Below are 22,094 nucleotides of genomic sequence, written 5' to 3'. Positions count from 1 at the left end.
TCGCCCCCGCGACTTCGTTCCTCGTCTCAGCTGTCGCCCTCGATGTACGAGCTCGAACAGCTCAAACCGAGCGTCAGTGAGGCCACCGTGTACAAACACATCCAGAAGCTCATCGACGCCGGCATCGTGGAGGAGGTCATCCTCCCCGACGGCGAGCGTCGGCAGGGCTACCCCTGGAAGTTCTACGGGCTGACCGATGAAGGGCGTGCGTTCCTCGAAGAGCACAACCTATTGGCGGCTGAGGAGACGCTACAGCGGATCTACGAGACGATCGCCGACAAACCCGCGAAGATGGTTAAGTACGAGAACGCGCCCCGCCCTACCACCAGATAATCGACTGTCAAATACAGTGTCAGTGGCTCGTCGCGGGGGTTCACTTTCACACTGCCCTCCGGAGTTAAGAGTGTCCCAAGTGAATAGCCAAATACACCCCGTCGAGAGTCCAAGACAGCAGTTCGGAGATCTACACCAGATAATGGCATCCTCAGATAGACAACTTGGTGTCTGCCCGCACTGTGAGACCGACATTCACGCCCGAGATGTCCTCATCGAGTATCGTGAAGATAACGAGACGGGCATCTGGGCCGACTGCCCGCACTGCTCGGAAGTGGTGCATCCTCAGTAACATGAACCCATGACCCCCATCCTCAGCCAATTGCTCGGCCGGGCGAACGATCCGGACACCGTCTGTGAATGCCGCTATTGTGGAACAAGCATGGAGTGTAAGCGGACGACGTGCCCGCAGTGTGATCGGGACGAGATCAGTCGCTTCGACCTCTAGCCGTCGACGTACTGGGTCTCCCAAACCCGGCGTGCCTCGAGTTCGCGCTGGCCACGCTGAGTGACCGTATAGAAGTTCGTCCGCTTATCCAGCTCACCCTTCTTGATGAGGCCTTTCTCCACAAGCGTGTCGAGATTCGGATAGAGTTTGCCAGCGTGAACCTCGCTCCCGTAGTAGTCCTCCAGTTGGTCTCTAATAGCGAGGCCATGCGGTTCCTCGAACCCTGCAGCACAGTAGAGCAGATCGCGCTGAAAGCCAGTGAGGTCGTACATTTGGTGAACAGAGGGGAGACGATTCGTAATAAGGTGTGCTGATTTCGGGACCGGCTCTGAACCGACGTAGAATCCTCGTATCTCGTGCCTGGAATTCGGTTGAAGGAAGGCGGACAGTCCTGCCGTCCTCAGCCACAATCGCGCCGTGACAGTTCTGACGACCTTCGACGGTGAGCCTGGCCTTCGCTCGGGGACGTTCCCCCCACGCCCCCCTCCAGCTCAATGCGGGTTCTCCCTCGACCGTAATTGCGGACATATTCGGGGGTGGCTTACAGACATGAGCGGGACTGCGGACAGGCCTAGGGCAAAACTGGGAGTACGGCCACAGCGGACGTTGATTGCCAATCATCGACCTCAACCCGCACGTGGTTGCCCTCTGATACACTTCGATAGAGGGGTGTTCAACTCGGGAATGGCGATGAGAACACATCGATAGAGGGGTGTCGTTATATGGATCCAGGCGGCTGCGAGTGAGTGATGCTGCACAAACCCTCCTTCAGCGAAGCCCTCGTCCCTACGGCAATCGCCGTATTGGCTGTACTCACCAGCGGATCATTCTTGAATTGATAGCGCTCTTGCTAGTCCGTATTCGTGGAGCGGTAGGGGACATAAAGCATGTTCTCAGCGGAATCGTAGATAGCAACTCCAGAACCCGAGGATATCCGATAGCTGAGTGAGCGCATTGGAGCGGAGCTGATCGAGGTCACCGAAGACGGTGTGGCACTGAACGAATATCCAACGTTGACCGAGTGCGTGGATGACCTCGGGTTGAATCCAACGTAACCGTCGGATGCACACGATGTCGGGAGAATCGGCACCACGTACGTCGTCGCCGAAGTGACCGAACTCACCGGCGATGCAATCATCGAGTCACACAGACGGGGTAACTATTCGCTCGGAGGGACGTTGTGAGAGCGTTTTGGCGACACTCTCAGGATGGAACTACAATCCAAGCAACAACATCTCAATAACCCCAATCTGTTCCATAAGCGGCGGAGTTCAACGGTTCTCGTGGAGGAATACACTTCGATAGAGGCGTGTCCTCGGCCATGAGGTTACACGAAGGAAAACGTTGAATCCACCGTTGTGAGCACCGTTAGCAACAATGTTACCTGCTAAGTACACTCGGTTCCGAACACATCGATAGAGGGGTGTCTTGCCGGGACTGGATGGGGAGATAGGTGTCGCGTGCGACTCCCGGGACTACGTTTCGTTTTGCACCTGTGCTTTGGCGACCGTCTGTACCTCCTCGGGTTCGACTTTCTCGATTCGGGAGTCCTCGCGGAGCGTCTCGAGAATCGTCTTCGGGCGTTCGCCGAACTGGAACTCGAGAAACATCCCCGAACTCGGGCCGTGACTCCGGCGTTCGAAATCGACGAGCGAGTACGTCGTCAGTTCCTTCATCTTGTTCACGTAGGTCTCCTGGTGGTACTGGTCGGCGCTGATCGACTCAGTGAGGAACTGGTACACGCGATAGCCAGTCGTGCTCCGCGCGGAGCCGCCGTCGGATTCTGCCGCCACGGCCGCGGTTGCATATAGACAGAGCTTCTTCTGGGTGCTGATACCGCGCACGACCTCGAGGACGCGATTCTTCTCGACTTTATCCTGGGCGTCGCGAACGTGCTCCTCACGCACGCGATCATCGCCCTCCCGCTCGACGAGTTCGCCGGCGACACGCATGAGATCGATCGCCTTGCGGGCGTCACCGTTCGTCTGGGCGGCGAACGCCGCCGCCAACGGGATGACATCGTCATCGAGGACACCGGCATGGAACGCGTCTTCGCGTCGGCGGAGGATTGCCTGGAGTTGCTGAGCGTCGTAGTCGTCGAAGTGGACGTCCTCCGGCGTAAAGGAACTCTGGGCCCGGCTGCCCACCGATTCCATCATCTTCGTGTCGTTTGAGATGGCGACGACGGAGATGTACGCCGTCAGGTCGTCGTTGACCCCCGCGCGCGAGAGCTGATACAGAAGCCGGGAGAACGCCGGCTCCTGTTTGTCACGCCGGCCGACGAGCATGTCTAGTTCGTCGAGCACAAACACGACCGAATCGAAGTTCTCGTTGACGATCCGGTAGAGTTCGTCCCACTTGTCCTTCGTCGCGACACCATGTTTCGGTACCTCGACCTCGACGCCGGCTTCGTCTGCTGCACGCTGCGCGAGTTCGTAGATCGCGACGCCGAGCGTATCGAGATCTTGGCAGTTGACCTCGACCGTCCCGAAGCGAATGTTCCGACTCTCGCAGATCCGGCTGATGTTCTTGCAGACGGCTTTGGTGATGAGTGATTTGCCCGTCCCCGACGGACCGTACAGGAAGAGGTTCGGTGGCCGGTTGTCCCCGAGGGCAACCCGGAGCATCTTCGTGACTTCCTGGAGCTGCTCGTCGCGACCAACGATCCGATCCTCCTCCACGACATGATTCGGGTCGAGAAGTGACCGATCACGGATCAGCCCCTCCTGCTCGTCAAATTCGAGGAGCATGTCCTCGATCGACTGCGAATCGCCGGGGACTGTCGAGTTGGCGGACGCCTCAGCCGAATGTTGATCACGCTCGGTAGGGAGGACCGAATCCGTATCCGAGGCTCCGGTGGGGTCCATCGCTGGCCCATGCTCGGAGGAGGCGTGTTCGGGGTCACCCTGGGCCGGCGACTCGTCCTCCGATGACTCCATCAAATTACGGTGGTCATCGGAGTCGTCAGTACCCATAGGACAGTGCAGACAGGCCGGGGTCAAAAGTGTTGCCCACCCCTATCGATGTGTAATTCGCGGAGAAGAGCGCTGATTCGGGGTATTTGTGGGTTTTGTACGGTGAGTTATCTGTAATCGCCTGACGGCTGACGAAGTGTATTGTGGACGTTCGCTCGAGGACGGTGGTGAGACAGACACCCTCCTATCGATGTGTTCGATGTCTCCTCCGGACGGGGGGTCCCTTCGTATGTTCACGATGTGGAGACCACCACTACAAGCCTATTTGAGGCGTCTGAGAACGTCTCCGTCCAATTGCGGACCGGCGGTTGGAGTGGAATAGCTGCGTTTAGCCTCTTCTTCTTCTAGCTTTCTAGTACAAACATACACACACACCCCTATCGAAGTGTTCGATGTGATCCTCCTGACCGAGTTCCTGGTGGTACCGGAGCACCGTGATTCGGTGTATCCTCGGCCGGACAAAGACGGGTTCCCGATTCACGAAATGGCGATCTCATTGCCTCTCCGTGTTGACTTCGAGTAAAGAACCACAGCCACGACCGTGTAGCCGCCGTATCCGTCCATCCTCAAGACAGATCGAACACATCGATAGAGGGGTGTGTCCGTCCCAGTCCGACTGAATTATGAGTTCACTCTGTGTATCGTGTGCTGACGTGATGGCGACTTCATGGGGCTCCACAAAATCGAGTGCCAATCGCTCGCATGAACACATCGATAGAGGGGTGTCTTCCGATCGATACGGCAGGTATTGTCCTCGCAATGAACTCTCCGCGTTCGCAGGTAGACCTCCTTGGGCTGTAACGAAGGGACGACGGGGTAGCGCGGTACTGATCGGATTCTCCCGAACAGCGTCGCAGAACAGACCGTCCACTCGGCACCCGTTCCCATCATCACGGCCAGGGATGGGGGGTAACACCGTCGCGGGCGCGCCAAGTCTGGCACCGTTCCCTAGGCGTTTACTGTGTAACGGTGTCGCATTGGACGAGGACTCCGCTAGAACTTACTCTACGACTGGCCGCTGGTTCCTGGACTAGTCGTCGTCATTTCCCGGACGATTTCGGGGAGAAGTCACGACGCCGCACTCCGGTGACTCCGACAACTTGTGCCGAAACGCTCGCAGCGTATCCTCGCCGAGTTCCGTGAGGGACACCTGCTTGCGCCGACCGACGTGCTCGACGGTGACGTACTTGCGCTCGGTGAGTGGGTCCAGAATCCGACTCTTCAGGCGGCCGAACGCTGCCTTGTCGGATTTCGCGGTCGAATTTGCATAGAATGGGAGAGCCGCCTGCTTCCCGAACTCGATGAGGTCCTTCTTCTTCGGCGTGTAGACGGTAGTATCCTTCCGATGTACGTAGTCCATGACCGCCACCTGTTCGGCCGTCGGCGAATCGATCGGGTACCCTGGAAGCGCTTCGTCGTCAGCGTACTCCGACGTGAGCGGTTCGTCGATATCGCCGTGAGCGTACTCCTCTGGGTGGACGTAGTACGCAGTCGCGTTGGTCGAGAGTTCCATACAGGCGATTGCAGCACCGATCGCCGACAGCTTCGTCCCCGTCGAGACGTTGACGTGGACGAGATCCTCGGCGTGTTGGGCCGCGATGGTCGTCACTTCGCCGAGCACGCCGTACATGTCGAACAGGTCTACGGCGACGGTCGTCACGTCGATGCGCGCCGCCTCCAACTCCGCGACGATCGTCGACACCGAACTGCCGGCGGGAGAGGCGCTGGGAACCGCCGAGGAACTAGAGATCTACCCGATCGACTCGCCGACGCGCGACCAGCTCGCTGCCCTCGCCGTCATCGACGCTTGCAACACGGAGACGCGGCGGACGAAGTACCGGACCATCATCGACATGGGCGTGGAACTCGGGTTCGACTGCTTCCGGGACAGCGCCGACGGGAAGGCGCGGTACGGCAAGCTCCGCCAGCACATCATCGAGCCGCTCGAGGAGAAGTCGTACATCGAGGTCGACGCTGTGTCGAGCAAATCGAAGTACGTGAGCGCCAGAGCCTCCGGCCGGCAGACGCTCCGGGCGTTCCGCCACCGCATCGAGGACGTGATTCAGGAGTTGGAGGGGCGCAGCGGCCCGACTATCGACTTCGAACTCGACGACCCGACGGCCACGGTTCGGGAGTGGGCGCCCCAAGCAACGGGAAGCGGGGACTGAGCAGGAGTCACGTGGTGCCGTTGCGCGTACGTTTGGTCCGCGGGAGATGTGGCGCGGTGAATTGTGGGAAATTCAGCGAAAGTGCGCTGTGATCGATCGTCTCGCTCACCACAGCGGACCGGACGCCGGGCAGGACGCATGCCATCTACCGCCGCTTCTAAAACGCCTTCGAAGCGACAGCGACTGAGCCCCTCGCGCTGCGGTCGTAACACAGTTCTCCCAAAATCTCCTGAGGTTCGAATACTGAATCAACGAGAGGCCGGTCGGGCTCTCGGGAAACTACTAACAGTACCAGCTTTGCGTCCCGTTCTATAGTTCACTCTCGGTCTTCGAGGAGAAATCGTCGTCGGCGAGCAGTCCAACGATCTTTGTGGACTTGCTGACGCGAACGGCGTCGTCTGGAAGGAGAGGGTCAGATCGAGTTCGTCGTGTATTCTCCACCGGGACCGTCACACCGAGCTAGGAATCCCCTGCGTTCAGCGCAGTGCACAGTGCATGCCCCTCCGTTATCTTAACCTACATTTATCGTGTAGGGGTTCTATGTGTTGGTTAAGATGGAAACGGACTCGGCACCTGACGTTCCAGATGACCTCCCACAGTACGTCGTGGACGCGTTGAATCGCCAGGACCCCCGGACGCTCCGGGTCATCGCCAAGCATGCTGAAGAGCTTGCGTCGTGGAAGGACGCTCACGCTGAAGATACGCCGGAGGAGGATGATGCAGTCCGTGAGGAGACCACTGAGGACAGTGATCGTCCGAAGGGCGTCCCTGGAAAAGCGAGTATCGTCGTGAAGAACATCAACGACAACCGCTACTACTACTACCAGTGGAGGGATGGAGACAAGGTGAAATCGAAGTACAAGGGGCCAGTTGACTCTGGTGAGTAGTGACTGAGAACGACACCCCTGCGGAATTCACTATCGAGTCGTCGCTGGTGACGAGTGCGCTGCCTCTCGTCACCTCTCGTCGAGATCGTAGCCCCACTCGCGGAGGACTTCGGCAATTAGTTCGGGGTTGCGTTGTGCGACGACCATCGCAGCCTCCCGGTAGTCCGATTTGTACACGTCTTCACCGAGAATGGTTTCAAGCGTGTCCTGCAGTTCGTCTTCTGCCTCGATGACGTCCTCCCGGAGGAAGTAGGGAACCTGTTCGCGCCCCTCGTTCACCTTCTCCCGCCGCAACTTGTAGGGGATCGCGTTCATCGCTGGCCGCTGTGATGTGGCCACAGACTCGGTCGTCTCGCTCTCTTGGATTGGTTGTGCCGTGGCGGTTGCCTCGGAGGTCGAAGGTTCGGGCTCTACCTCTTCAGCGGCGGTCTCGGTGGTTCTCTCGGAGCGTGCGTTCTCGTCAGCCTCGAACGTCTCTTCGTCGGTCGACTGGTTGTCCGTCTCGTCGTTTTCATCGAGCCCTGCGTCCCGCGATCCTGATTTGAGTCCCATCAGGCCGTCACCTCGGGGATTTTTAGCCCTGCTTCCTGCTCGAGATGGCGAGCGAGCGTATCGAACTGTTCGAGCGTATCGAGCTCGTAGTCACGTTTGCGCTCGCGGTGCTCGTCGATATAGCGATATGGGCTACATTGCTGCTTCCAACAGCCCTCCATCAGCGAGCCGCGCTCTCCGATCACGACTGGAACGGGGAACCCACTCTCGCGAAGCTCAGCCAGGATCTCCCGCTGGTCGCGTGTATTCTTGAAGCCGATCGGAACGACGGCGAGGACACCGACATCGACACCGATGCTACCCTCGAGCCCGTCGACGAGGTCGTCGAGCCCCTCGATCGACTCTTGCCCTTTCGCAGTTGCTTCGAACGGAATAACAACGTTGCGGACTGCGACGAGCGCGTTGTATAGAATTGGCCCTGCTTTCCCGGCAGAATCCACGATGAGGACGTCGTATTGGTCTCGTACGTTCGCGTCTTTCAGCACGCGGTGGAGCTGGTGGTACATACTGTATGACTCACCCAGTTTCTCCGCCTGTGTTTTCTCGTTGAGGAGGAACTCGTGGACGTCCTCCAGCATGTTGTGCGACGGTATGAGGTCGATGCCGTCCTCGACAGTGTGAGCGAGGTCGTGGAACTCCCCTTTCGGCCGGCCTACGAGGTGGCGAACGAGATTGTCGACATTGGGGTCGCCCCGATCGTACTCCGGCCCGAAGAAGTACGTGAGGCTCCCGTTCTGCGTGTCCATATCGATGATCAAGACGTTTTGTCCCGCGCGCGCGTGACTCGCTGCGAGCGTCGCAGCTGTCGTCGTCTTCCCGACGCCACCAGCTTCCGAAACCGGCGTGTAGGTTAGCATATGGATGGTAGCCGTAGACCATGGGCATAAATCTAAGTCAGACGTTATCGCTGTGCTCTATAGCTATAGTCTGTAGCTATACCAGCCAGCTATACTCTGTGGCTATGGGTTGCTATTAACTATTCCATTACGGCAGGTACAGTACGTGCATTGTATAGGTGGGATATATGACTATTCTGTTCGGCTACTGGGTGTAGCCATACCATCCAACTATACTCTATAGCTATACTCTCCAACTGCATGTTTTGGCTGTCGTTTGTCGGTGCTAGTCCCGCCGACAACTCGTGATCCGGCTTCAACGAGGGGCGACCTATAGCTGTCACCTGTCGGCTCTACCTATGCTCTTCACCTATACTCACTAACTATGGCCAACCGACTCGAACCCTGGTTCGAGGGACGCCTACGCCTGCGGTGAGGCTTCATTCACATATCACATGACCGATGCGCGCAGTGGTTGGGCTTCGCGTGCACGGCGAGCGAAAAAGGCTCTCCCTGTAGCTCTCGTAGAAGGCGACGGAACAGTTCGATCGAGTTGCTAAACTGGGATGACCATGGCGCACCTCCGTCCTAGTTCTCCCGACAGTCCGCTTTTCACTAGGGCCCGGAGATCGCCAACTCTCTTTCGTTAGCGAACGGTCCCTGCATGAGGCGCTTCAATAGTCGACTGTCAGCGTTGTAGCTGCCGGAATCTGCCCTCTCAGCCGAATTGGCGAGTATTCATTCTCAACTGAAATTTTGTATAGCAGCATTCGGTTCATGCGCGATGGGTATATGTGGGGGCTATAGCGGGCTTGTCAGTTTGTCTACGTTGGACAAATCCACAAGCCAACGTTTATGGCAATTGGAAGAACACGGCTATCCACTGAAAATGACCGTCTTAGAATTAGGTTCAGACGGAGCTATTGGATTTCTCCCGCCCGTTATCGACCGATCAGGCACCTCACGGGGGTTACAGCGGCCACGACCAGTATGAGTTACCGCTGGACGACGAAGAACCTCGACGATCTCGAGCAGTTCTACTACACCGAGGTTGAGCCTGCATTGCAGGCCGACGGGCTCGATTCCGCTACAGAACGCCCTACGTACACATGGATGGTCGAGCACGGCTTCTCCGGCTTCATCAAGGCACTCCGGCGAGATCACGGACTCACGCCTACCGAGTTCTACGACCGGATAGACGTCGGAACCACCGAGGCGGAGGACGAGTACTGGGGGATTGAGCACGACCTCGTCCGTAATCTCCTTTCCAGCTACATTGATGAGCTACTCAACCGGCGTGGCCACCCTGAAACGACGGTCTACCCCCTCCGGTCGCGCCTAAAGAAGTACGTTCAGGTGTACGCTGAGGTCAACGAGACCGCTGATTTCGTTGCCCCGCTCCGCGACGAGGCCGAGCGGCCAGCCGAAATCGATCGTGCCCTGGCCGTCTTCGATATCCTCAACGAAGTGCTCGGGACTCCTGCCTCGAAATTCAAGTACCTCGAGGACACGCGCCGCTTCTACAAGCACCTCATACGGTCCGGACACGCGCTCTACAACCCGCTAGCCGAGATGGAGAAGCGATTCGGCTGGGATCGGCCGGAGTGGGACAACCCGGCCCTCACACGCGACCAAATCCAGGCACTCTACGCGGCCGCCGAAACGCCTGAAGAACGGTTCATCGTCGTTGGGTTAGCTGGGTGGGGAATTCGCCCCTCGGAGCTGTGCGCACTCCACACCCGCCAGCTCGTTCTGGCGCCTGTTGATGACGATCACCCGTACATCCGATTCACGGATGGAGAACGGAAGAACGGACCAGGGACGGTCAGTCTCCTCGCTGGGCTCGACAACCTCAAGGCCCGGATCGATGCACTTGCCGACGACAGCGAGTGGAACGGCTACCTGTTTCCATCCTCGACTGCCACCGCTGGGCATCTCACGACCGGGACGCTTCGGCGCTGGTTCGCTGATATCGCTGTCCGGGCTGACGTCACAGTCGCGGGTAGTGCCCCCACACCGAAGCTCTGTCGCCGCTTCTGGTATTCGCTCTACGGGGAGGTTGTCCGCGACCTTGCTGAGCAGTTCGAGCCCATTGCGGCCGATCAGGGCAGTACGAGCGCCGATGTCGTCCTCTCGAACTATCTCTCGGAAGCTGAACGACGCTCACACCGGCGAGCTGCTATGGACTCCACGCTCTCGACACTCTTCGTCGAGGGATAGGGACGGCCACTCGATATAAACTTCATGCTGCGATATATTTTGGCGCCGCCTCAAACACCAGAGAACCGGAGTTTAGTCTTCTACAAATAACCAGATAGACTACAAGACACTCGTAATCGGGGATGCGTCTTGAAACTCGTCGTTCGCACGTCGGAACGACCGCCGAAACGGCGCCGTTCGGGCAACGGATTCGCCGAATAGACGATATCGGCGGGAGAGGCGTCGAGGACCGGCATGTGGCTCTGATAGACACTCACATACGCAGTTTCGTACGCGTTTGGTGGGACCTCCAGGGGCGGGGCGCCGGTCTCTGCTGCGGCGATCCCCCGCGCCAGCTCCGCCAACGAGACTTACTCGTCGCCAGCGCGGGCGAAAGCAACCACAAGCTGACGCCGGCGCTCACGGCTAAGGATGCGATAGACGTCGTCCGGGTCCAGCGGGATGTCGGCGCGGTCGGTGTCTGTTCTCAGGTTTCCGATGAAGCGTTTCAAGCTCATCACCCGCCTCGGGCGGAGCTTGAACCGCTGCCCCGTCCTGGGGGTATCGAGGCTGGTGCTCCTGGAGCTACCCGCGCAGGTGAGGGGCCGGATGTCTACTGAGGTCCTCGGTGACGTACTGGTTTGACCGGCAGGTACATGAAATCTGGGCGTCATGTGAGGGCAACTATGCCGTTTCGGGCCCTGCGGGACGGGGAAATCATCGTCCCAGCCACGGTCCCGAATCAAGAGCCGGTTACGTGCCACGAGTGCGGCGACACGATGTACGCTCGCGGCGGGGCAACCCGCGCTCGACACTTCTACCACGTGAACACGAGCGCTGGGAAGGGGTGTCCCTCGACCTCGCCTGGCGAATCAGCGACTCACGCCCGGTGTGTCGCGCTCGTCGTCGCAGCACTCCAGGAGGCGTTCGGCTCGCAAACCGATCGATGTGCCGCGGAGGTCGAAATCGACGTCTCGGAAAGTGGAAGTGGGAACCGCACCCGCCGGGCTGACGTGCTGGTGGAGTTCGCTGCTGAGAACCCATTCTTCGGCAACGGACTCGTCGTCGAGGTACAGCACAAGCACCACGAGAAGGATGTGCGAACGACGACTCACGACTATCTATCGCTGGGGTATTCAGTCGTCTGGCTCTCATCCGAGGATTTCGGAGAGGAGCAGTTAGACTACACGGTCATCGACGAGGCCTTCACCTCGGGAGGTGGGGGCGGTTACAGCGTACGGAACCAGTCTCCGAATCTGTTGTTGAATTGTGAGAGCTACAACTATGGCGGCGAACACAGCTGGGGAACCGTACCAGGGTACGTCCTCACCTGTGAGGAAGACTACGAAATCTGTACCAGCCGGCCCTGTACCCTTCGCCGCCAATACGACGAGGAAGCTTCCGAGTACGTCTACAATCCCGAGTCGATTACAACCCCCGACTTGCCGATCCGCGTTCTGAAGAACACGCTTGTCGGAGTGTCTCTGGCAGGTGATTTCGAGAAGCCGCTGGTTCAATCCTATGAGGAAGCAGTGCTAGAGAAAGCACTCGCCGACAGGCCTGAAATTGACCCGTGCCCTGGACCAAAAGGGTTCCACGAATGGAGGTCTCCGGAATCTCTCTGGGGAGGGGCTGCCAAGGTGGAACTTCGCGCCTGCCAGCACTGTCCGGTCCACTTACTCACCGATCGGCGGGGGTATCCAGACGAACGGACTGACCTCTTCTTGAGCGAAAAGCCAAATCCAACGTGGGACCTCCTATCGCTCGAGGCGGACCCAAATCAGTGTCAGAATCGGAGTCACGAAGAAGGGCGATGGTACGAATTCTGTCCCGACTGTGGCGTGACAAACCCATAAGCGGGTAATCGTGACGGGGCTCACGCCAGGTCGTGACCACGATGAATCGTATGAGGTGAGCGGTCAGCTCTGTTGGACCGCTCCATCACTGACAGATGGTGCGTGCGGAATACAGAGGAGTATTCAGCAGACGGTCGTCGTTCGCTTCAGTCCGTCTGCGACGGAACGCCCGCTAAGTAGGTCTGCGTAGCTACCGACGAAGGAGTCTTCGAATTCCGGTTCTTACGAAACACAACCGACATCAGTCCACCAGACGCCGGTAATAACAACCTGGGGCGTATCCTGGGGAGTGAAATCGTCCATCTGGACCGCGCTCCATGCGAGTATATTTCTCTGTTTCACTGTGTATAATCCCCTCAGGATGATCGTCTTAACGTGCGCCCGCAGAGCAAAATACCTCAGACTCCCCGGATTCAAATTGCGAATTCGGGCAACTGTATGTAGCGTCCTTTCCTCACCTGACTGGGGACCGCTGGATGTCCGAGAACTGGTGAATCTCTGCCAAACTAAGTCTCACTCAAACTACTAGATATCTATAAGCGGGTGGTATTCATACCGACTAACGCATGGTAGTCAATGACATGCATTCCGGCGGTGAGCCAAGTGGTCTTGGGAGGTGTACGGAATGTAAGAGCGTGTATCCGGTTCAGCAAAGTACAGAGAATCGTCTGCGACCAATCGGGACATGTGGTTCCTGCAAATGTGGTAATACAGATTTCGAACTCTTCAGACATACTGAGATTCTTGGTCCTGAGTGCCTCCCTTAGAGGTGACTGGACGCTCAGTGGGCCAGCAAACTGATTACCAAGTTATGTCGGAGATGGTTTCTGCAGGAGCGACACCTACGGAATTCCCGCTGATTCGGACATGATAGTTAGCAATCTTGAGCGAAACGGCTGTGAGCGAATCGTTCCTGACAAGCTTGTTAAGCGCGTCAGTACTGACGTGCTCGTCAAGAGGTGTTTCAAGCACGTCTGCCGCCCCTGTTAGTTCGCCGTTTTCGAAGATAGCCACCGTTTCGATGATAGCCACAGTTGGTGAGACGTTCGACCAGTCGTACTGGCGTTGAACTCCTCCCAATTGCGCGAGGTTGTGGGTCATACAAATGAGTTAGTGCCGAAGACGGATGGAGGTATTGTTATTATGAGTACAGTAAGAGATCCGATTCAATCTCAACCCGACCAATCGATTTGTTCTCCACCTGTACTTAGCACGACATCGAAAACCGATCATATGATGAAGATGTCAACAAGGCCGAACAGCCGAAAGGGCACCCCTGGGGTTCATCACTGTATAGCATACTCGCCTCAAGGGAGAAATTACTAGGAGAGATGGCTCATTCATACGACTGAATCGACGGCGTTGAGCCTTCCCTGGGGGAGTTCTTGATCGCCGACTCGTGGTACCCGGCGGGCGAGAGCACGCCCACCGCAGCTCGGATGCACTGGTCACGATACCAGTCGACGTCGTACTCGTCGGCATGCTCGTGGCTGAGACGAACGCGCTCGGTCCCATGGGCGTCGACGTCGACAACGGTGTACTCAATCGTCTGTCCAAGAGCAAGCGGTGCCCCCTGGCGCTTCATCCGCCGGAGCGCGCAGACCGTGAGCGTCTCCTGTCGGTACTCCTCGACTTGCTTCGAGACACGCTGCTGGCCTCGGCGGCGATCTCCACAAGCGGCCGACGGTCTCTATCGGCGACGTCGGCGGCTGGCGTGACCCAGATGGAGTCGACGATCCCGTGGCCCTGGTAGTCGAAACACGAGACGAGAATCCACTTGATGGCCGACGAGCGCGCCTCAAGCCTCGCTCGTTCCGCCGGGTCGTCGGTCCTCTGCATGGCCACTTCATGGCGTCGCGGTCGTCGATCAGCGGGCCGAGGATATCCCCGAGGTAGCCTTCCTCCTGGCAGATAGTGTAGCCAAACTCCGGGACGATATCGCGTGCGTTGTCCTCACCACAGCAACCGCAGCGGACGGTCTCGGGGGAGACGTTGTTCTCCCGAATGATGTTGGGATACATGCTCACGAAATCGAGCTCGTGGACGTCCGCGAGGCGGAGGTCCTTGATGTGCGTGAAGCCGCGCTGGTACAGCTGCATCGTCGTCCCCTAGGGCGTCGGGACATTGGCTCGGTTGCTCAACTCTACGATCCGCCTCGCATCCTTGAGCCAGTCGCCGACGACGCGGTCCAGGGGTTCGCCGAGGTGGTCTGCGGCTACGTGTGCTAGGTCCAGCGGTCTTCTCGTCGACGGAGTCGTCCAGCTTCGAGACAATGGGCTTACGAGCGTACTCGTCGAGGCCGTACTTAGCCTTCACTTCGTCACTCATGTGGATGCGACCCTCTTAGATATCGGCCTCGCTCACAGCGATCGCCTGCTGATCTGCACGGTTGAACTCGGGGTGCATCCCAGTGTCTCGAATTCGAGGCAAACGCGTTGGGAGCTGGCCGCGCTGTCGACGACAAGCGTAGTGAGTGGCTTGCGGCCGAGCTCGCCGTCGACGTCAAGGAGCGTGGTACTGGGCTGGAGCGTTGGCAGGTCGATATGTCGGCGATTTCTGGCGTAAACACCTGAACTACCATCAGAGGGATGCTTGTACGTCAGTCATGGACGGGCAGCGGAACTGAAATTATTATGATTCCCTGGGCCGCCCTACTCACAGTGAAGCGCAAACCGCCAGACATTGGTTAGGTCTCTATTAGAAGCGTCGGGGTCAAGTCCACGGCAGTCGACGAATGGAAGTGAAAAATACCCTTAACCAACGTACAAGTTGGATTCTACGAATTGTTGGTTAACTCCGATGGGCGTTTCTTGGGCATCCTTACGATAGCAATCTGCGCTGCTGAGGTGTCAGAGGGTGGAATACCGAGTTTCCAACAGGCATATATTCTTTTGAGGCCTCAGTCAACAAGCCAACTATCATGTCAAAAGGGAATGGTGGAAACGAGGAGGAGACCACCCATAAGGAAGAGGCCAATCAGCCAGTCGTTCTTCTCGTTGAAGACGAACGGGGTCTCGCTGAACTGTATACGAGATTTCTTGAAGATATCTATACTGTAAGAACGGCCTACACCGGCGATGAGGCACTGGAATTACTTGACGAAGCGGTTGACGTCGCATTACTTGACCGACGATTGGAAACATGGTCTGGCGACCAACTTCTGAGTGTAATTCAAGATCGAAAACTCGACTGCCAAGTTGCATTAGTGACTGCGATTGCTCCAGACTTCGATGTTGCTGACCTCGCTATTGACGAGTACCTCGAAAAACCGATTTCTCGGGAGGATTTACTGGAACTGGTCGAGGAACTGCTCCTTCGTTCAGACTCCGATATCACTCAACAGGAACTCCTTGCGCTCATTTCGCGGAAGATCTCGATCGAGAATGAAAAGTCAACACCTGAACTGGAGGGGAGTGACGAGTACGCAAGACTCAAACGACGAATCGAGATTGCGAAGCAACGACTCAATCTTGACCTAGAACAGGTTGGAGCAAACAAACATCGGCCCGATGCTTGCCCACGATGTGACCTGCGGTGGGACCTCAGTGTTGGCGACACGATTGGATTTCTCAACTTGGGATCTTATGTTTGGAAATGCACTGGATGCGGCAGTGTTGTGAAGGTTCCAGATCCATCAAGTCGCAGGGTAGCACGCCGGTAATCTTATTGGAGAGTCGGGTCAGGGAGACTCCTATCTCAAGGTGGACTGGACAAGTTGAAGTGTTTCAGGTGGAGCTGAGAAGAACAGATAACGAGTACCAATCCGTTGCTCAGAATTCGTCAGTCGCCATCGGCGCGTGACCGGCGCCGGTCGAGAAGATTACAGAACCCCGACCCTGAGGCTGTCTTCTGTTTTGCTTCGAGCTTGGTCTCGAGCTCGGTTAGTCGGTTCGTGAGTCGAGTGTACTCCTCATCCTCTTCGATATCGATGATTGGTCTTTCCGCCTCCAAAGCCGCCTTCTTCGAGAAGTGTTGGTAATACTCCTGGAAGAGCTCATCGTAGGCGTTCAGTGAAAATAGTTGACTGACAGTTTCGTTCAACTCCGACCTATCGACGGGTTTCGTAAGATAGTCATCGATCTCCATCTCAAGGATATCCACATCGGGGGTGACGGCTGTTACCATCGCAACGCGACAGTTGTATCCTTCCTCTCGGATGGACTGAAGTACATCTTCACCTGAAAGGCCAGGCATCCGTCGATCAAGGAGTACAACATCAACTTTTGGATTCATCTTGTTCAGTGCCTCTGTTCCGTCGTATGCTGTGAGAACTGTGCAGTTGGAGACGATGGAGAGTGCGTACAAATCGGCGATTGACTGCTCATCCTCAACTATGAGGACTGTCGCGGACCTGTCGTTGCTAGTCATTTGTTGTGGGTGTGGAGGGGCGGTTATCGTGTTCTGAGTCCGTCTGTTCTGTCTCTAAGGGGACGATCATTGTAATGAGAGTACCGCCGGACGTATCGCTCTGAACTGTTACCTCACCCCCGAGACTATCGATTACCCAGTAGATTAACCAGAGTCCAATCCCACTTCCATGAGTAAGTGGTGTTTCGCTCCCACTCTGCATAACTTGGAGTTCCTGTTCGGGGATGCCGGGGCCGTCATCCCTGATTTCGATCCAAATCCGTTCAGAGTCACCGTCAACCTCCCCGGTAATCTCGATAGTTGGCTCCGACTCCGCATGTTTCGCCGCGTTCTCGACCGCTTCTGCAATGGCCACGCTAAGCCGACGACCGACGAACAGATCCTGCTCGGGCAAATCAATCGTCAGCGTGGCCGTCGGATGCGTTTGCGCGACCCACTCGTAGTGAGACGTAAGTAGTTCGCTGAGGGGACTCCGATGAACACGGTTCCGATCGAGAATATCTTGAACGCGTCGAACCTTACTACTCAGCTGCAATATCTCATCAATCGTATCACGGATCTGGAGCGCACTTGCTTCCAAATTTTGATCAGAGAGTGAGTCGCAAAGGATGTCCGCATGACCCTGGATGACGTTACCGTCATTGCGGAGGTTGTGGCGGAAAATCCGCGAGAGAACTTGGAGGCGTTGTTCGCGCCGTTTACGCTCCGTGATGTCACGTAACGACGCCAGCAGAAGCGACCGGTCGTCCAGTGTGATGATAGAGGCCGAGATGTCGACATCCGTTTTTCGGCCGTTTTTCGTCCGGCAGGTGAATCCATCGGCCCAGCCTTGGACGACGACTTCTGCAAACGTGTCTGTTCGGTTGGTCTCGTCGGGGAAGATCTCCGCCGGCGAGAGGGTCACGAGTGTATCATGGTCGTAGCCGAGGAGGTCACATGCCTGCGGATTGGCCTCATGAATTGAATTCTGGTCCGGGTCGATCAAGAGGATACCGTCGGTGCTCTCCTCAAAGATCGTCTGGTACCGTTCTTTTGCGTGCTCAAGTTCGAGCGTCAGGGCAACCATCCCTTCGTTTGTCTCCGTCAGTTCCGACTCTAGGGTCCGGATCTGTGACCGTGCTCGTCGGAGTTCCTGCTGAAGCTCTTCCTTTGTCACCCCCTTGTCTTCCGAGGGCGTTCCAGTCATCGATCGGCCCTCGAGACAACAAGCACTGTTGCGTCATCGTCCTGAGTCGAGAGCGACTGGAGTAATTCTGCTGCGGTGTCGGTCACCGAGCAATCGTCACCGAATTCGAATTCCTCACATTGCCAATCCGATCTGAGCCCATCTGAATGCACTACTATAACGGATGCTGGGTCCCAGTTCCATTCTTGGATTGTGGGCATTGGCGCGTTGCCACCGAGGACACCACGCTTGGGTACGAGATACGGGGTAGTTGATGAATTGCAGACGCGGATAGAAATGTTACCGACGCTCCCGAGCGTGACCTGATCGGTATCCCAATCGAAACGAGCGAGCAGCATCACGACGCCGCGCGACTTGTGACAGGCCTGCTCGACACCGGCGAATAAGTCGGCCAATGATTGGGTAGAATGCGCCCGAACGTATTGTTTTGCCGTACGTGAGGCCTGATGCGCTAACTGTCCGTGGCCGAGGCCATCGATTACCCCGACCAGTGTTTGGGTCGTTTCATGCTCGATGAGGAAGGCGTCACCGTTCAGTTCGTGCCCTGGCATGGCACGAGTCGCTGCACCGACTTCGAGTGGAGGAGTGGATTGATCGGGCGAAGTCGCCCTATTCCACCACGTCGCCACGATCTGGACTCCAGTATTTTGCTCTTCCCTTGAGTTGATGACGACGTCATCCATCAGCCGATGGACTGCGCCTAGCCCACCTCCAAGACTGTCGGCTGTCGAATAGCCGTCAACGACTGCTTTGTCCACATCGTCGATTCCGGGCCCCGAATCAGATGCACGGATCTCGATCCCGGTCCGCTCATCTAAATTTTGGGGGATGAGGGTGATTGTGCCCTCATTCGCATGTTTGACGATATTGGAGGCCAGTTCGTGGACCACAAGCACGATCTCCTCGATGGCGGAGTTCTCGAATTTAAGCTTCGAGAGTAGGGCTTTTGTCCGACTCCCAGCGAGGATGATGTCAGCTTCCCCGCCGACCGCAATCGTCTCTTCGTCTTGCAGCGTCATCTGCGAGCCCTCATGACAAGTACTTGTGGACTGTCACGGTCGTTCCGGTCTCCGAACTCGTTTCTATCTCGAACTCATCCATCAATTTCTGCGTCCCGGAGAGTCCGTGCCCCATGCCGTTTGCAGTCGAATATCCCTCTTCAAGTGCTCGTTCGACATCTGCGATACCAGGGCCGTCATCGTCGAAAACTATTTCAAGTAATTGTCGACTACGGTTGGTTTCTGTCCGCCAGTGCATCGTCCCGGAATCAGCATAGAGATAGACATTCCGTGCGAGTTCGGATACTGCTGTCACGATTCTAGTGGTGTCAGTTAGCCCGAATCCAACGTCGGTGGCAACCTCGCGAATCGTCGTCCGCGCAGTGACGATGTCAGTCTCGGTGCTGATGGTGAGTGTTCCCTCCTCGGTCGTCATGGGGTCACTGGATGTCATCGCTGAGCATGTCTAATGCGGTATCCGTGTTGAGCGCCGTGTCAATATTCCCGAGGTCAAACCCAAGTTCAGTCGCCGTGATGGCGATTGGCGGACTGATGCCGACAAGGACCGGCCTGACGCCCATCAGTTCAACCATTTTCGCAGTCTCGACAATCGTCCGAGCAAAGAATGAATCGACCGTTTGAACGGATTCGACATCGAGGATGACCCCGTTAATCCGCTCAGCGTCCGTTTGGTTGAGACGGGTGAGGACACGCTCTTGGAGCTCATCAATCGTACTATCTGACGGATGAGGTGGGAGCGAAGCAATCATATTCTCTCCAACCCGCATAAGGGAGAGATGTGTATCATCGTTCATGGAGGCCCTCACTAGGAGTCTCCAGTCGTCTGGACGTCGTCCTGAATAATGTGTAATCCACGCTCTAACCCTTTACTCAATGACGACTTGGTTTGAATCTCGTCCATGGTAATTCCTAACTGGACCAACGTCTGTGCGATGTCCGGGTTGATACCTGTGATGATGACTTCGCTTCCCAGGAGCGACACTGCTTTGACGGTGTCGATTAGGTGCTGAGCTGTTGCTGTATCCACGTTCGGAACGCCGGTGATATCGACCAATGCGACAGCAGACTGTGTTTCCGTAAGTTCAGTGAGCAACTCTTCCGTGAGCTGTTGGGCCCGGTTAGTGTCTAGGGTTCCCACTACGGTGGCGAGGGTAATTCCTTCCCAGATTTGGACGATCGGCATCGACTGTTCGAGGATTGCCTCGGCCTGTTTCTGGGCTTTCCGCTCGAGCTGCTTTCGTTCGGAGATGTCGGTGACGTATCCCGTAAATTCCTCCTCCTGAAGTGTCCCTGAGATAAGCACATCTACCGGTTCACCGTCGTTATCGACGAGCGTCGTCTCGAAGGATTCCACGTCACCCGTCTCTTGTACCTGCGCTTGCAATGTTTCCCTGTCACGAGGGTCCTCATACTCTATGGAGTCCACCTCCGAGTGGAAGTGATCACGAGAGTCGAACGAGAGGATATTCGCGAGGGTCTCGTTGACGTACAAATGCTCTCGATCACGAGAAACCTCGTCGAGGTGTTCAGTGTCGACGATCACCTGAAAGACGCCAATTGGAGCATTTTCAACTAGTCGTGCGTAGGGGGGGTTAGTATCCGCCATGAGTTGTATGTTCATAAGAAAACCAAGCTCGGTATAATGACTGTTTGCATTACCCAGAGATATTACCGCCTTTATTCCAGTAGATGAATCTCGATTGCGCCCTAACGATAAAGGTAGATTGTCAGTGGGGACTCATTCTTCTTCGTTCCTATTCCAGATGCTCTCTCCCCCATAGTGATAGACAAATGTCCCATCAAGAACAGCGTATACCTCCCTCTCGCTGTCATAGATAACACGTTTACTCTGGTCGATACCTATATCGACGAGATTTTCGAGGGACTCTACGGGTACATGGTGATCACCATGTTCCGCCGAGAGCCGCCCTTCGGATATCCACTCAGCATATCGGTTCTGATGGAGCTGGTCCCTGACAGCCCCCCATTGCTCCCTGCGGCGGTAGAGGCCAGCGATTGTTCCCGCACCGAGAAGAGCACTCACTCCAATCCCTGCGAGAAGGGTATACGCAGATGCATCTCGCGATGGCACGACGATTTCCCGGGTCTTTGGTGTACTCTCTATCGTTTCGAGTGTAAGTTGGTCAATCGTGTATGTGCGCTCGGATAGCCTAAGCGGAGTTTGGTCATTTAGCGTTCCCGAATAGTGATTCGTCTCATACGATGCCGTCACGCTGACGAGGATTGTGAGTGAACCTGCCGAGCCAATCTCCGCTTGGACTGGCGCGATTTGGCTCCTGAGTTGCGTGATATTGAGCTCAGTCATCGTTGTTACTGTCCCATCCGATGTCGTCGACACTTCTTGTTCAAGAACGCGAGACCGGTTCCAGAAAATCTCTCCACTGTGGGAGGCCTGCATCACTAGTTCGATCCGCTGGTCTACCTGAACCGTCTGCTCATCGGGGACATTCGTCTGTACAGTGAGTACAACGTCCGGAGTCGCACTCAGGAAATACACGGGCTGGTTTTCTACCCGATCACCCTGTCGATAGAGGGCGCTATCCCCGGTGACGACGGCGCTCGTCTGGAGGGTAGATTGAATGGTTTGCTTGTTCGTGTTGTCTGTGACGGTAGTTGTCGGCGGATGTGTGTATATCCAACCTGCCCACCCAATGGTGATGACACCAATAATGGCGAGACAGACCGCGAGTACAGGACCGTACTCGGAAATGAAGAGCTTCGCCCGTGCAACTCCAGGAAAGCTGGTCATTCGTTTACTGAAGCCCTCCTATCCGGCGCTGTCACTTCAAGTCCCGGTGCCGACGCATCCACAGAGAAGTACACTGTTTCGTCGGAGAGGGAACTATCATCAGGAATCTCAATATCCACTGTTCGTGTCGCGCCTTTCGTGAGGGTAAACGAAGTCGCATTTCCGACTACCGTTCCGTCTACGACAAGATCGCCGATGTGCTGTGAGTCACTGCGAAGGGCGACCGTGATCGTCACGTCCTGACCGAGCCGATTGGTCACGTTCACGAGAGGGCCCGTCGAATTGATGTAAACTGACGATGCGACATCGAGGGAATGCGCACTCAGCTCGTCGGAGGTTACGTCGACCGCCGAGTTCCGTGTTGCGTCTGCCGTGGTGAAGGAGGCAGTTGCCATCCCTCCAGCCCCGAATACGACGGCGACAACGAGTATCCCACTCGAAAGTAGAACTAATGCCGGGAGCGTGGCTTTCGTGCCTCGTCGGCGTGATCGGCGTGG

General features: G+C 56.6%; 23 protein-coding genes and 2 pseudogenes. 7 read left to right on the top strand and 18 right to left on the bottom strand.

From position 1 onward, the window contains the following. Window positions 1-36 precede the first annotated feature (36 nt). Together HUG10_RS19990 and HUG10_RS22315 are read left to right on the top strand one after the other, a co-directional pair. A pseudogene (locus HUG10_RS19990) lies at window positions 37-333 on the top strand (PadR family transcriptional regulator); the annotation flags it as partial. Between the two features lie 142 nt (window positions 334-475). Continuing rightward, window positions 476-625: a DUF7837 family putative zinc-binding protein gene (locus HUG10_RS22315; RefSeq protein ID WP_449272362.1), complete on the top strand. Its 150-nt coding sequence runs from the start codon at window positions 476-478 to the stop codon at window positions 623-625. 152 nt (window positions 626-777) lie between these two features. Here the strand turns inward: HUG10_RS22315 and HUG10_RS19985 are convergent, their stop codons facing one another. From HUG10_RS19985 to HUG10_RS19975, 3 genes are all read right to left on the bottom strand, one after another. Beyond that, the gene (locus HUG10_RS19985) at window positions 778-1,053 is read right to left on the bottom strand and encodes a PadR family transcriptional regulator (protein ID WP_179171465.1); all 276 of its coding nucleotides are present in this window, start codon (window positions 1,051-1,053) and stop codon (window positions 778-780) included. A 1,203-nt stretch (window positions 1,054-2,256) separates the two neighbouring features. Then, window positions 2,257-3,531 (bottom strand): orc1/cdc6 family replication initiation protein, encoded by a 1,275-nt coding sequence (locus HUG10_RS19980; RefSeq protein WP_246310517.1) that lies wholly within the window; start codon window positions 3,529-3,531, stop codon window positions 2,257-2,259. 1,255 nt (window positions 3,532-4,786) lie between these two features. Continuing rightward, window positions 4,787-5,458 (bottom strand): HFX_2341 family transcriptional regulator domain-containing protein, encoded by a 672-nt coding sequence (locus HUG10_RS19975; protein ID WP_179171464.1) that lies wholly within the window; start codon window positions 5,456-5,458, stop codon window positions 4,787-4,789. Between HUG10_RS19975 and HUG10_RS19970 the strand changes: the two genes are divergently transcribed. Together HUG10_RS19970 and HUG10_RS19965 are read left to right on the top strand one after the other, a co-directional pair. Next, window positions 5,421-5,924 carry a DUF6293 family protein gene (locus HUG10_RS19970; RefSeq protein ID WP_179171463.1) on the top strand — a complete coding sequence of 168 codons (504 nt, stop codon included), beginning with the start codon at window positions 5,421-5,423 and terminating at the stop codon, window positions 5,922-5,924. The genes HUG10_RS19975 and HUG10_RS19970 overlap by 38 nt on opposite strands. A gap of 554 nt (window positions 5,925-6,478) precedes the next feature. Further along, complete coding sequence (locus tag HUG10_RS19965; protein ID WP_179171462.1) at window positions 6,479-6,811, top strand: hypothetical protein; 333 nt, start codon at window positions 6,479-6,481, stop codon at window positions 6,809-6,811. Between the two features lie 69 nt (window positions 6,812-6,880). Here the strand turns inward: HUG10_RS19965 and HUG10_RS21910 are convergent, their stop codons facing one another. Together HUG10_RS21910 and HUG10_RS19955 are read right to left on the bottom strand one after the other, a co-directional pair. Continuing rightward, a complete protein-coding gene (locus tag HUG10_RS21910) occupies window positions 6,881-7,363 on the bottom strand; it encodes a hypothetical protein (RefSeq protein WP_246310509.1) in 483 nt (160 codons plus the stop codon). Then, the gene (locus tag HUG10_RS19955) at window positions 7,363-8,220 is read right to left on the bottom strand and encodes a ParA family protein (protein ID WP_179171461.1); all 858 of its coding nucleotides are present in this window, start codon (window positions 8,218-8,220) and stop codon (window positions 7,363-7,365) included. Before HUG10_RS19955 ends, HUG10_RS21910 begins: the two co-directional genes overlap by 1 nt. 969 nt (window positions 8,221-9,189) lie before the next feature. Between HUG10_RS19955 and HUG10_RS19950 the strand changes: the two genes are divergently transcribed. Further along, entirely contained in the window at window positions 9,190-10,419 is a 1,230-nt protein-coding gene (locus HUG10_RS19950; RefSeq protein ID WP_179171460.1) for a site-specific integrase, read from the top strand. Window positions 10,420-10,499: 80 nt separating this feature from the next. On the opposite strand, the gene HUG10_RS22310 is transcribed toward HUG10_RS19950, so the two are convergent. Beyond that, on the bottom strand, window positions 10,500-10,763 hold the full coding sequence (locus tag HUG10_RS22310) for a DUF7344 domain-containing protein (RefSeq protein ID WP_449272363.1): 264 nt from the start codon (window positions 10,761-10,763) through the stop codon (window positions 10,500-10,502). Window positions 10,764-10,769: 6 nt separating this feature from the next. Beyond that, window positions 10,770-10,916, bottom strand: coding sequence for a hypothetical protein (locus HUG10_RS19945; protein ID WP_179171459.1), 147 nt, complete (start codon window positions 10,914-10,916; stop codon window positions 10,770-10,772). A gap of 168 nt (window positions 10,917-11,084) precedes the next feature. Here HUG10_RS19945 and HUG10_RS19940 point away from each other — a divergent pair, with 168 nt between their 5' ends. Continuing rightward, a complete protein-coding gene (locus HUG10_RS19940) occupies window positions 11,085-12,254 on the top strand; it encodes a hypothetical protein (protein WP_179171458.1) in 1,170 nt (389 codons plus the stop codon). An 801-nt stretch (window positions 12,255-13,055) separates the two neighbouring features. On the opposite strand, the gene HUG10_RS19935 is transcribed toward HUG10_RS19940, so the two are convergent. The 3 genes and pseudogenes from HUG10_RS19935 to HUG10_RS22305 all read right to left on the bottom strand — a co-directional run. Beyond that, entirely contained in the window at window positions 13,056-13,355 is a 300-nt protein-coding gene (locus tag HUG10_RS19935; protein WP_179171457.1) for a HalOD1 output domain-containing protein, read from the bottom strand. Window positions 13,356-13,590: 235 nt separating this feature from the next. Then, window positions 13,591-13,839 (bottom strand): hypothetical protein, encoded by a 249-nt coding sequence (locus HUG10_RS19930; protein ID WP_179171456.1) that lies wholly within the window; start codon window positions 13,837-13,839, stop codon window positions 13,591-13,593. Window positions 13,840-13,904: 65 nt separating this feature from the next. Beyond that, window positions 13,905-14,302, bottom strand: a pseudogene (locus tag HUG10_RS22305) (DNA polymerase domain-containing protein); the annotation flags it as partial. An 872-nt stretch (window positions 14,303-15,174) separates the two neighbouring features. On the opposite strand from HUG10_RS22305, the gene HUG10_RS19920 reads away from it, so the two are divergent. Beyond that, window positions 15,175-15,915 (top strand): response regulator, encoded by a 741-nt coding sequence (locus HUG10_RS19920; protein WP_179171454.1) that lies wholly within the window; start codon window positions 15,175-15,177, stop codon window positions 15,913-15,915. A 119-nt stretch (window positions 15,916-16,034) separates the two neighbouring features. Here HUG10_RS19920 and HUG10_RS19915 read toward each other — a convergent pair whose 3' ends face one another. The 8 genes from HUG10_RS19915 to HUG10_RS19880 all read right to left on the bottom strand — a co-directional run bounded on the left by HUG10_RS19915 (window position 16,035) and on the right by HUG10_RS19880 (window position 21,992). Further along, complete coding sequence (locus HUG10_RS19915; RefSeq protein WP_179171453.1) at window positions 16,035-16,622, bottom strand: response regulator; 588 nt, start codon at window positions 16,620-16,622, stop codon at window positions 16,035-16,037. Next, complete coding sequence (locus HUG10_RS19910) at window positions 16,615-17,808, bottom strand: ATP-binding protein (protein ID WP_179171452.1); 1,194 nt, start codon at window positions 17,806-17,808, stop codon at window positions 16,615-16,617. The genes HUG10_RS19915 and HUG10_RS19910 overlap by 8 nt, the downstream gene beginning before the upstream one ends. Further along, window positions 17,805-18,827, bottom strand: a complete 1,023-nt coding sequence (locus HUG10_RS19905) for an ATP-binding protein (protein ID WP_179171451.1) — start codon at window positions 18,825-18,827, stop codon at window positions 17,805-17,807. Before HUG10_RS19905 ends, HUG10_RS19910 begins: the two co-directional genes overlap by 4 nt. A 10-nt stretch (window positions 18,828-18,837) precedes the next feature. Beyond that, entirely contained in the window at window positions 18,838-19,242 is a 405-nt protein-coding gene (locus HUG10_RS19900) for an anti-sigma regulatory factor (RefSeq protein ID WP_179171450.1), read from the bottom strand. A gap of 4 nt (window positions 19,243-19,246) precedes the next feature. Continuing rightward, entirely contained in the window at window positions 19,247-19,621 is a 375-nt protein-coding gene (locus HUG10_RS19895; protein WP_179171449.1) for an STAS domain-containing protein, read from the bottom strand. An 11-nt stretch (window positions 19,622-19,632) separates the two neighbouring features. Continuing rightward, window positions 19,633-20,433 (bottom strand): STAS domain-containing protein, encoded by an 801-nt coding sequence (locus HUG10_RS19890; RefSeq protein WP_179171448.1) that lies wholly within the window; start codon window positions 20,431-20,433, stop codon window positions 19,633-19,635. A 132-nt stretch (window positions 20,434-20,565) separates the two neighbouring features. After that, window positions 20,566-21,597, bottom strand: a complete 1,032-nt coding sequence (locus HUG10_RS19885; protein ID WP_179171447.1) for a DUF5305 family protein — start codon at window positions 21,595-21,597, stop codon at window positions 20,566-20,568. After that, window positions 21,594-21,992 (bottom strand): hypothetical protein, encoded by a 399-nt coding sequence (locus HUG10_RS19880; protein WP_179171446.1) that lies wholly within the window; start codon window positions 21,990-21,992, stop codon window positions 21,594-21,596. Before HUG10_RS19880 ends, HUG10_RS19885 begins: the two co-directional genes overlap by 4 nt. Between the last annotated feature and the right edge of the window lie 102 nt (window positions 21,993-22,094).

Origin of the sequence: Halorarum halophilum (assembly GCF_013401515.1) — an archaeon.
Taxonomy (GTDB): domain Archaea; phylum Halobacteriota; class Halobacteria; order Halobacteriales; family Haloferacaceae; genus Halorarum; species Halorarum halophilum.
The sequence above is the reverse complement of the archived record's forward strand: the minus strand, read 5'-3'. Positions and strand labels throughout refer to the sequence as shown.